The 8,820-nt window shown below is 69.7% G+C and carries 11 protein-coding genes; 10 read left to right on the top strand and 1 reads right to left on the bottom strand.

The window, feature by feature from the left end; all coding sequences use genetic code 11:
* On the top strand, positions 1 to 341 hold a 341-nt coding region (locus tag KHY18_RS06430), incomplete at its 5' end, for a histidine phosphatase family protein (RefSeq protein WP_213295932.1).
* Here the strand turns inward: KHY18_RS06430 and KHY18_RS06425 are convergent.
* Positions 331 to 684 carry a type II secretion system protein N gene (locus KHY18_RS06425; RefSeq protein ID WP_502768388.1) on the bottom strand — a complete coding sequence of 118 codons (354 nt, stop codon included), beginning with the start codon at positions 682 to 684 and terminating at the stop codon, positions 331 to 333. The two genes, KHY18_RS06430 and KHY18_RS06425, sit on opposite strands and share 11 nt — an antisense overlap.
* 135 nt (positions 685 to 819) lie before the next feature.
* Here KHY18_RS06425 and gspG point away from each other — a divergent pair, with 135 nt between their 5' ends.
* The 9 genes from gspG to gspD all read left to right on the top strand — a co-directional run bounded on the left by gspG (position 820) and on the right by gspD (position 8,816).
* Complete coding sequence (gspG, locus tag KHY18_RS06420; protein WP_213295928.1) at positions 820 to 1,272, top strand: type II secretion system major pseudopilin GspG; 453 nt, start codon at positions 820 to 822, stop codon at positions 1,270 to 1,272.
* 73 nt (positions 1,273 to 1,345) lie between these two features.
* Complete coding sequence (locus KHY18_RS27015; RefSeq protein ID WP_249728953.1) at positions 1,346 to 1,771, top strand: prepilin-type N-terminal cleavage/methylation domain-containing protein; 426 nt, start codon at positions 1,346 to 1,348, stop codon at positions 1,769 to 1,771.
* Positions 1,768 to 2,151, top strand: coding sequence for a type II secretion system minor pseudopilin GspI (gene gspI, locus KHY18_RS06415; RefSeq protein WP_349630257.1), 384 nt, complete (start codon positions 1,768 to 1,770; stop codon positions 2,149 to 2,151). Before KHY18_RS27015 ends, gspI begins: the two co-directional genes overlap by 4 nt.
* A gap of 1 nt (position 2,152) precedes the next feature.
* The gene (locus KHY18_RS06410; protein ID WP_213295899.1) at positions 2,153 to 2,923 is read left to right on the top strand and encodes a PulJ/GspJ family protein; all 771 of its coding nucleotides are present in this window, start codon (positions 2,153 to 2,155) and stop codon (positions 2,921 to 2,923) included.
* Positions 2,920 to 3,930, top strand: a complete 1,011-nt coding sequence (gspK, locus tag KHY18_RS06405; RefSeq protein WP_213295897.1) for a type II secretion system minor pseudopilin GspK — start codon at positions 2,920 to 2,922, stop codon at positions 3,928 to 3,930. The genes KHY18_RS06410 and gspK overlap by 4 nt, the downstream gene beginning before the upstream one ends.
* Complete coding sequence (gene gspL, locus KHY18_RS06400; protein ID WP_213295895.1) at positions 3,927 to 5,159, top strand: type II secretion system protein GspL; 1,233 nt, start codon at positions 3,927 to 3,929, stop codon at positions 5,157 to 5,159. The genes gspK and gspL overlap by 4 nt, the downstream gene beginning before the upstream one ends.
* Positions 5,156 to 5,722 carry a type II secretion system protein M gene (locus KHY18_RS06395; protein ID WP_213295893.1) on the top strand — a complete coding sequence of 189 codons (567 nt, stop codon included), beginning with the start codon at positions 5,156 to 5,158 and terminating at the stop codon, positions 5,720 to 5,722. Before gspL ends, KHY18_RS06395 begins: the two co-directional genes overlap by 4 nt.
* On the top strand, positions 5,719 to 6,534 hold the full coding sequence (gene gspN, locus KHY18_RS06390; protein WP_213295891.1) for a type II secretion system protein N: 816 nt from the start codon (positions 5,719 to 5,721) through the stop codon (positions 6,532 to 6,534). Before KHY18_RS06395 ends, gspN begins: the two co-directional genes overlap by 4 nt.
* 5 nt (positions 6,535 to 6,539) lie before the next feature.
* On the top strand, positions 6,540 to 8,816 hold the full coding sequence (gene gspD / locus KHY18_RS06385; protein ID WP_213295888.1) for a type II secretion system secretin GspD: 2,277 nt from the start codon (positions 6,540 to 6,542) through the stop codon (positions 8,814 to 8,816).
* Positions 8,817 to 8,820: the final 4 nt, after the last annotated feature.

Below are 8,820 nucleotides of genomic sequence, written 5' to 3'. Positions count from 1 at the left end.
GCCCCGACCTCAGCAGCCAGGCGGATGCGCGTCTGCAGGAAATGGATTTCGGCGCCTGGGAAGGCTTGCCCTGGGATGGCGTGCCGCGTGCCGAACTGGACGCCTGGGCCCGCGACCTGCATGCCTATGCGCCCGGCGGCGGTGAATCGCTGGCGCAAATGCTGGCGCGCGTGCAGTCTGCGCTGCAGGAGTGCGACCCGGCGGATGCGGACCAGGTGTGGATCAGCCATGCGGGCGTGGCGCGCTGCGTGCATTGGCTGCGCGCGCATCCGGCACGGCAGGCCACGGCGGCCGAGTGGACCCAGCCAGCGCCAGCCCCTGGCGAATGGTTTATTTCTTGATCGGCAACTCGAGCGTCACGGTCGCCTCACCCTGACGCGAGGGTCCTAGCCGCGCCTGCTGGACGCCGACCGACTGCAGCACCAGGCCTTCGTCGACCTGCGCCCCCACGGGAAACGCGCGCGCCGGCTGGCCGTTGACGCCTATGACCGCCGCGCCGCGACCACTGTCGCGCCCGGCCAACAGTCCCTGGAGCGTATAGCGGCTGGGCGCGGCCGGGGCCTGGGCGGTTGGCGCAGCCGGCCCCGCACCCAGCACCTGGGACAGCGCCTGCAGGTCGACTGCGACGGGCGGGGGCGCGGCGACCGCCACCAGCGCAGCCTCGGCCGGGGATGCCAGACGCAAGCCCCAAAACACCAGACATGCGCCCGCGGCCGTCCATAGAACGAACGTGCCCGCGCGTACGCGCCAAATTTGAAGCGAATTTGTCACCATGACGCATTATCATGGACTCATATGACGTTACAGCTAATGAATTCCATGACAGTTCCGCAATGCACATCGGCGCGCCCGCTGCGCCAGGCCGTGCAACGTGGTTTCACATTGATCGAACTGATGGTGGTGCTTGTCATCATCGGCGTGCTCGGCGCGCTGATCGTGCCCAACCTGCTCGACCGCGCCGATGACGCGCGCCGCACGGCAGCGCGCACCGACATCACCAACATCATGCAGGCGCTCAAGCTCTATCGCCTGGACAACCAGCGCTACCCGACGACCGAGCAGGGCCTGCAGGCACTGGTCGCGCGTCCGACCGCCGGCCCCCAGCCGAACAACTGGAAGCCTTATGTTGAAAAGCTGCCCAACGATCCCTGGGGCAATCCCTACCAGTATCTGAACCCTGGCATCAAGGGCGAAGTCGATGTAATGTCGCTGGGCGCCAACGGCCAGCCCGGTGGCGAAGGCAACGACGCCGACATCGGCAGCTGGCAGTAATGGGCCCTCTGGGGGCAGCGCGCCCATCCGCGGGCGCAGCTCTGCTCCCACCCTTGCTTGACCGGATCCGGCGATGACACGCGCACGCGGTTTTTCCCTGTTGGAGTTGCTGGTCGTGATCAGCATCATGGCGCTGGCCACGGCCGGCGTCGCCATGTCCATGCGCGACAGCGGCCAGAGCCGTCTCGAGCGCGAAGGTCAACGGCTCGCGGCCCTGCTCGAGGCCGGCCGCTCCCAGGCCCGCGCCAGCGGCACGCTGGTGCGCTGGCAGGCAGTGGGCGCGGGCTTTCGCTTTGACGGCCTGCCCGCGGGCAGCACGCTGCCCACGGCATGGCTCGATCCCGGCACGCGCGTGGCCGACGGCACGGTGCTGATCCTCGGCCCCGAGCCGCTGCTGCCCCCGCAGCGCACGCTGCTGACCCATGTCGATACGCCCGAGCTGCGCCTGTCGGTTGCGTCCGATGGCTTGCGCCCGTTCGCGCCCGAGGGCCGTCCGTGAGCGCGGTGTTGCGCCGCAGGCGCGCCGCGCCGGCGCGCGGTTTCACGCTGATCGAAGTGCTGGTGGCCCTGGGCATCGTTGCCATCGCCCTGCTCGCGGGCGCGCAGGCTTCGTCGGCGCTGACCCGCAACGCCCAGCGCCAGACAGACATGCTGCTAGGCCAGATCTGTGCCGAGAACGAACTGGTGCGCATGCGCCTGTCGCAGCAGATGCCGCCCGTGGGCGATACCAACGGCACCTGCGAGCAGGCCGGCCAGGTCTTCGGCGTGACCCTGGTCGTGCGCCCCACGCCCAACCCGAGCTTTCGCCGCGCCGACGTCAAGATCAGCAACGGCCAGTATTCCGTGTTGAGCATCACCTCGATCGTCGGGCGCTTTTGACATGCAGGCCCGCGCCCTTCGCTCCCCATCCCAGGCCCGCGGTTTCACCCTGGTTGAATTGCTGGTCGCCCTGGTGGCGATGGCGCTGATGGCCTTGATGGGCTGGCGCGGCCTCGACAGCATGGTGCGCTCGCAGCAGTACACCCAGGCCCATACCGATGCCCATGCGGTGCTGCAGACCGCGCTGGCCCAATGGAACGCCGACCTTGACGGCCTGATGACGCTGGAAAACACCCAGGCCATCGCCTGGGACGGCCAGGCGCTGCGCATGACGCGGCGCAACACCGCCGCGCCCGAAGCCGGCGCCCTGGTCGTTGCCTGGGCGCGGCGCAGCAGCCAGGGCCGTGACCAATGGTTGCGCTGGCAGTCGCCGCCGGTGCGCACGCGCAGCGAATGGAACGACGCCTGGAACCAGGCCGGCCAATGGGCGCGCAACCCCAGCGACGCCCAGCGCGGACGCGAAACCGCGCTGTTCCCGCTCAACGGTTGGGCCATCTATTACTACCGCGGCGGCGCCTGGAGCAACCCGCAATCGAGCGATGCCGAGTCCGCGGCCAGCACGTCGACAGAAGTGGCCAACGCTGCCGCGGCCGCTGCGGCCGCCAGTACAGCGGCGACGGGCAGCGCGGGAACTACCGGTACCTCTGCGGCCACCAACAACGACATTCCCGATGGCGTGCGTCTGCAACTGGATCTTCCCGCAGGCAGCGGCATTGCCGGTCGCCTGGTCCGCGACTGGGTCAATCCCTTGCGCCAGAACAGCAGATCATGATCGCCACGCGCCCCGTCCACCCCGCCGCACGCCGCACTTCGCGTGGCGCCGCGCTGCTCACGGCGATGCTGACCGTGACGCTGGTCGCGACGTTCGCGGCGACGGCGCTGTGGCAGCAGTGGCGCCTGGTCGAAGTCGAAACCGCGGAACGGGCCCGCGCCCAGGCGGCCTGGATTCTGCTGGGCGCGCTCGACTGGTCGCGCGTGGTGCTGCGCGAGGACGCGCGCTCGGGCGGCCCCGACCATCTGGCCGAGCCCTGGGCCGTGCCGCTGCAGGAAGCCAAGCTGTCGAGCTTTCTGGCCGCTGAAGGCAATGTGAGCCAGGTCGACGACGCCTCGACCGAAACTTCCAATGCGTTCCTGTCGGGCGAAATCATCGATCTGCAGTCGCGCATGAACCTGCGCAATCTGCTGCAGCGCAATGAAACCGTCGAGCTGGCCTTCTCGCGCCTGTTCGAGCGCCTGGGCCTGCCGGCGTCGTCGCTGCAGCAGATCGTCGTCGGCCTGCGCATGGCCCAGGCCGCGGGAGCCAATCCCGACAGCACGGCGCCGCTGATGCCGCGCACGCTGGCCCAGCTCGGCTGGCTGGGCGTCGCGCCCGAAATCATTGCCCGGCTGGAGCCCCATGTGACAATGCTGCCCACGCCCACGCCGGTCAACCTGAACACCGCCAGCGCCGAAGTGATCTGGGCCAGCGTCAAGGACCTGGACTGGGCGCGCGCCAACCAATTCATCCAGGCGCGCGAGGCCAGCCCCGTGCGCACAGTGGCTGATGCGCTGCAGCGATTGGGCATGCCGTCCGACACCAAACAAGACCTGCTCGCGTTCTCATCGTCCTTCTTCGAGATCCGCGGCCGCCTGCGACTGGGCGAAACCGTGGTCAGCGAGCGCTCGCTGGTCCACCGCAATGGCATGAATGTCGTTACCCTGTGGCGCGAGCGCGGCCACTGGACCTCCCAGAATCTGCCCCTGCCGGAATCCTCGCCGGCACGTACCTCCCGTCTATGAGCCTTCTGATACTCCAACTGCCGCTTGCGCCCGCGGGCCCTGAATGGCAATACGCCTTTGCGCTGAGCCTGGATGGTCAGACCGTCGCGCGCCATGCGGCGGCCACGGCAACCGAGCTGCCCGCAGCGGGACGCGCGGTCGAAGTCGTCGCCGTCATTCCCCATGAGGCGCTGTCCTGGCATCGCATCACCTTGCCCGCGGGCATTGCCGTGGGCACGCGCAATGCGACCACCCGGCTGCGCTCGGTGATCGACGGTCTGCTCGAGGAGCGCCTGCTCGACGAGCCTGAAATGCTGCACTTTGCGCTGCAGCCGGGCGCGCGCGCGGGCCAGAGCGCCTGGGTCGCGGCCTGCGACCGCGCCTGGCTGCGCTCGCACCTGCAGGCGCTCGAAACCGCACAGCGGCGCGTGGACCGCATCGTCGCCCAATTGACGCCCGCCGCGGAAGGCGAACCCCCTCACCTGTGGGCCATGGGCACGCCCGAATCGGCCTGGCTGCTGGCCACGGGCTGCGGCCCCGACCAGGGCGTGGCCATTGCACCGCTGAGCGCCGAAGGGCTGGCCCTGCTGGGCGCACCCGAAGGCCTGGCCGTGGACGCCGCACCCGCGGTGGTGGCGCTTGCCGAGCAACGCCTGCAGCAGCCGGTGCGCCTTGCGGCGCTGGCCGAACGCCTGCTGGACGCCAGCCGCAGTCCGTGGAATCTCGCGCAGTTCGATCTGGCCGTCGGCGGTCGCAGCCATGCGCTGCGGCGCGTGGTCAGCGCCGCGCAGTCGTTTGTGCGTGCGCCCCAGTGGCGCGCCGCGCGCTGGGCACTGGGCGTGCTGGTGGTCGCCCAACTGGTCGGTATCAATGCCTGGGCCTGGAAGGAACGCCAGGCGCTGGCCGCCAAGCAGGTCGCGGTGCGCGCCAGCCTGCTGCAGGCCTTCCCGAAAATTCCGCTGGTGGTCGATGCACCGCTGCAGATGGAGCGCGAAGTCGCCCAGCTGCGCCAGCGCACCGGCAGCCTCTCGGCCCAGGCGCTCGAGCCTTTGCTGTCGGCCGCAGGCCAGGCGCTGCCCAGGGGCATGCGGCCGCATTCCATTGAATATGTCGACCAGGAGCTGCGTCTGCGCGGGCTCACGCTCGACGCCACGGCGCAGCAGCAGCTGCAGTCGCAACTGGCCACGCTGGGCTATGCCGCACGCGCCGACGCGCAAAGCCTGGTGCTGCGCGCAAAGGAACAACCATGAACACCGCCCGCTCCCCCCGTCTGGGCCCCTGGCGCGCGCGCTGGGCCGGTCTCGCGCCGCGCGAGCGCCAGTCCATTTCCCTGGCCATGGGCACCGTTGCCCTGGCGCTGGTCTGGTGGGTGCTGCTCGCGCCCGCGCTGCAGACGCTGCGCGCCGCGCCCGCACAGCATGCGGCGCTCGATCTGCAGCTGCAGCGCATGCAGCGCCTCGAAGCCGAAGCCCTGCGCCTGCAGGCCGACCTGGCGCCGCCCACGGCCGAATCCGCAGGCGCGCTGCCCGCTGCCCGCCCCGACATGCAACGCGCGTTGCAGGACTCGGTCAGCAGCCAGCTCGGCACCGGTGCCCGCCTGGTGCTGCAAGGCGAGCGCGCCCAGCTCACGCTCAAGAACGTGCCCGCGCCGGCGCTGGCCGCATGGCTGGGCCAGGCGCGCCAGAACCTCAAGGTGAGCGCCGTTGAAATGCGGCTCACCGCCACGGCCGGCCCGGCGCAGGCCAGCGCGACCGAACCGCACTGGGACGGCAGCCTGGTGCTGGCCCTGCCGCCCGCGGAGGCGACCCCATGAAGACTTTGCGCCGCTCGCCGCGCAGCCGCCTGGCCGCGACCACCGTGCGCTCGCCGCGCGCCTGGGCCGTGGCGGGTGCGCTGCTGGGCGCATTGGTGACGCTGGTGCTGGCCGCGCCCGCCCACTGGCTGGCCGCGGGCCTGGAGCGCGCGACCGCCGGACAGCTGCAATTGCGCGAAGCGCGCGGCACGATCTGGACCGGCTCGGCGCGGCTGGTGCTCAGCGGCGGCGCGGGCAGCCGCGACGCGCTCGCCCTGCCTTCGCGCGTGCAGTGGCAGCTGCGCCCCGACTGGCGTGGCGCCCGCATCCAGCTCGCCACCGACTGCTGCACGCCGCAGCCGCTGCAGGCGCGCATTCTGCTGCATTGGCAAGGCGTGGAAGCGCGCGTGCAGGACCAGCAGAGCCAGTGGCCCGCGGCGCTGCTCACCGGCCTGGGCACGCCGTGGAACACGGCACAGCTCCAGGGCCAGCTGCAGCTGCGCACCCAGGGTCTGCAAGTGCAATGGCTGGCCGGCCGACTGCGCAGCGAAGGCCAGCTGCAACTCGACGCGCTGGGCGTGTCTTCCCGGCTGTCGACGCTGCGCCCCATGGGCAGCTACCGGCTGGTCTTCGACGGCGGCGACGCGCCGCGGGTCACGCTGAGCACGCTGGAAGGTCACCTGCAGCTCAGCGGTTCGGGCCAATGGGTAGGCCAGCGCCTGCGGTTCAGCGGCGAAGCCAGCGCCTCGCCCGAGCGCGAAGCCGCGCTGGCCAACTTCCTCAACATCATCGGGCGGCGCAGCGGCGCGCGCTCCATCATTTCCCTGGGCTAAATTCCATGACGTTCACCACTGCACGCCGCCTGCGCGTCGCCCTTCACTCCATCGCCGTCGGTGCCATGCTGGCCTGTGCCGGCGTTTCGGCCCAGACCGCGCCGCGCAGCAATGAGCCGGTGACGCTCAACTTCGCGGGCGCCGAGATCGAGGCCGTGGCCCGTTCCATGGCCACGATCACCGGTCGCAACGTGGTCGTCGACCCGCGCGTCAAGGGCACGATGACACTAATCAGTGAAAAGCCGCTGGCACCGAACCAGGCGTTCCAGCAGTTCCTGGCCGCGCTGCGGCTGCAGGGCTTCACGGTGGTCGAGGCCGCGGGCCTCTACAAGGTCATTCCCGAAGCCGACGCCAAGCTCCAGTCGGGCAATGTGGGTGTATCCCAGGGCGGACGCGGCGGTGCGCCGGCCGGCGGCCAGATCGTGACCCAGATCTTCAAGCTCAACTTCGAGAGTGCAGCGAACCTGGTGCCGGTGCTGCGTCCGCTGATCAGCCCGAACAACACCATCAACGTGAACCCGGGCAACAACTCGCTGGTCATCACCGATTACGCCGACAACGTGCAGCGCCTGTCGCGCATCGTCGCCGCAATGGATGTGTCGAACGCCACAGACATCGAAGTGATTCCGCTGCAGCATGCGGTGGCCTCCGAAATGGCAGTGCTGGTCGGCCGGCTGATCGAAGGCGGCAGCGCCAGCGTGGCGCCCGGCGCCGTGGCCCAGGGCCAGACCGACACCGGCTACAAGACCACGCTGATGGCCGAACCGCGCAGCAATGCGCTGGTGGTCCGCGCCTCCAACCCGGCACGGCTGGCCCAGGTGCGCTCGCTGATCGCGCGCCTGGATCAGCCCGCCTACGCCAGCTCGGCGGCCAGCAGCGGCAACATCCATGTGGTCTATCTGAAGAACGCCGATGCGGTGACGCTGGCGACCACGCTGCGCGCCGCGCTGGCCAGTGACAGCGGCGTGGGCAGCTCGTCCTCCGGCGGCAGTTCGGCGTCGGCCAGCGGCGCGCGCACCACGGGCAATACCAGCACCAATGCCAGCAGCACGCAGACCAGCAGCAGTACCAGCAGCAGCCTGGGCAGCGACAGCAGCAGCATGGGCAGCGGCTCGTTCGGCAGCACCAACCAGCCGTCGACCGGCGGCCAGATTCAGGCCGATCCTGCAACCAACTCGCTGATCATCAGCGCGTCGCCGCCGGTCTTCCGCCAGCTGCGCGCGGTCATCGACCAGCTCGACGGGCGCCGCGCCCAGGTGCTGGTGGAAAGCCTGATCGTCGAAGTCTCGGCCACCAAGCTGGCTCAGGTCGGCGTACAGTGGCAATCGCTGCTCGGCAACAACGGCAGCACGATGGGCGTGATAGGCACCAACTCGGGCTCGGCCGGCGCCAACATCCTGGGCATCACCGCCGGCATCGCCTCGGGTTCGGCGACCACCCAGGCCACGGCGCTGGGCTCGCTGGGCAAGGGCCTGAACATCGGCATCGCGCCGCGAATCAACGGCAAGTACTACCTGGGCGCGCTGGCCAACTTCCTGCAGACCAATACCGACGCCAACGTGCTGTCCACGCCAAATCTGATGACGCTGGACAACGAGGAAGCGAAGATCATCATCGGCAACAACGTGCCTTTCGTCACCGGCTCCTACGCCAGCACCACCGGCACTTCCGGCGTGAGCCCGTTCACCACGGTCGAGCGCAAGGACGTGGGCCTGACGCTGCGCGTGCGCCCGCAGATCAACGAGAACGGCACGGTGAAGCTGTCGGTCTACCAGGAAGTCTCGAGCATCGACCCTTCGACCACCGGCAATGCCAACGGCCCGACCACGCGCAAGCGCTCGATCGAATCGAACGTGCTGATCGAGGACGGCAGCATTCTGGTGCTCGGCGGCCTGCTTCAGGATGACTATTCGCTGGCCGAAGACAAGGTGCCCTTGCTGGGCGACCTTCCTGGCGTGGGCAACCTGTTCCGCAGCCAGAACCGCACGCGCCAGAAGTCCAATCTGATGGTGTTCCTGCGCCCGGTGGTGGTGCGCGACGCGGCGGCCAGCGATGCGCTGATGCTCGACCGCTACGATGCCATCCGCGCGAACCAGGAAATCCTGCAGCCGGCGCCCAGCGCGGTGCTAGGCGCCGTCGACGGTGCGCCCGTGATGCCTGCGCTGCAGCTCGGGGGTCCGACCCAGCCACTGGCCACCGTGCCGTTCACGCCCAGCGTGAAACCGGCGCGGCCGCGCATCGTGCCCATCTCCGAAACCGACGAAGCCTACAGCGCGCCCTGATCCC

Source organism: Acidovorax sp. CCYZU-2555 (assembly GCF_018413525.1).
Classification (GTDB): domain Bacteria; phylum Pseudomonadota; class Gammaproteobacteria; order Burkholderiales; family Burkholderiaceae_C; genus Comamonas.
Note: the sequence above shows the minus strand (reverse complement) of the source record. Positions and strands in the feature narration are given on the sequence as shown.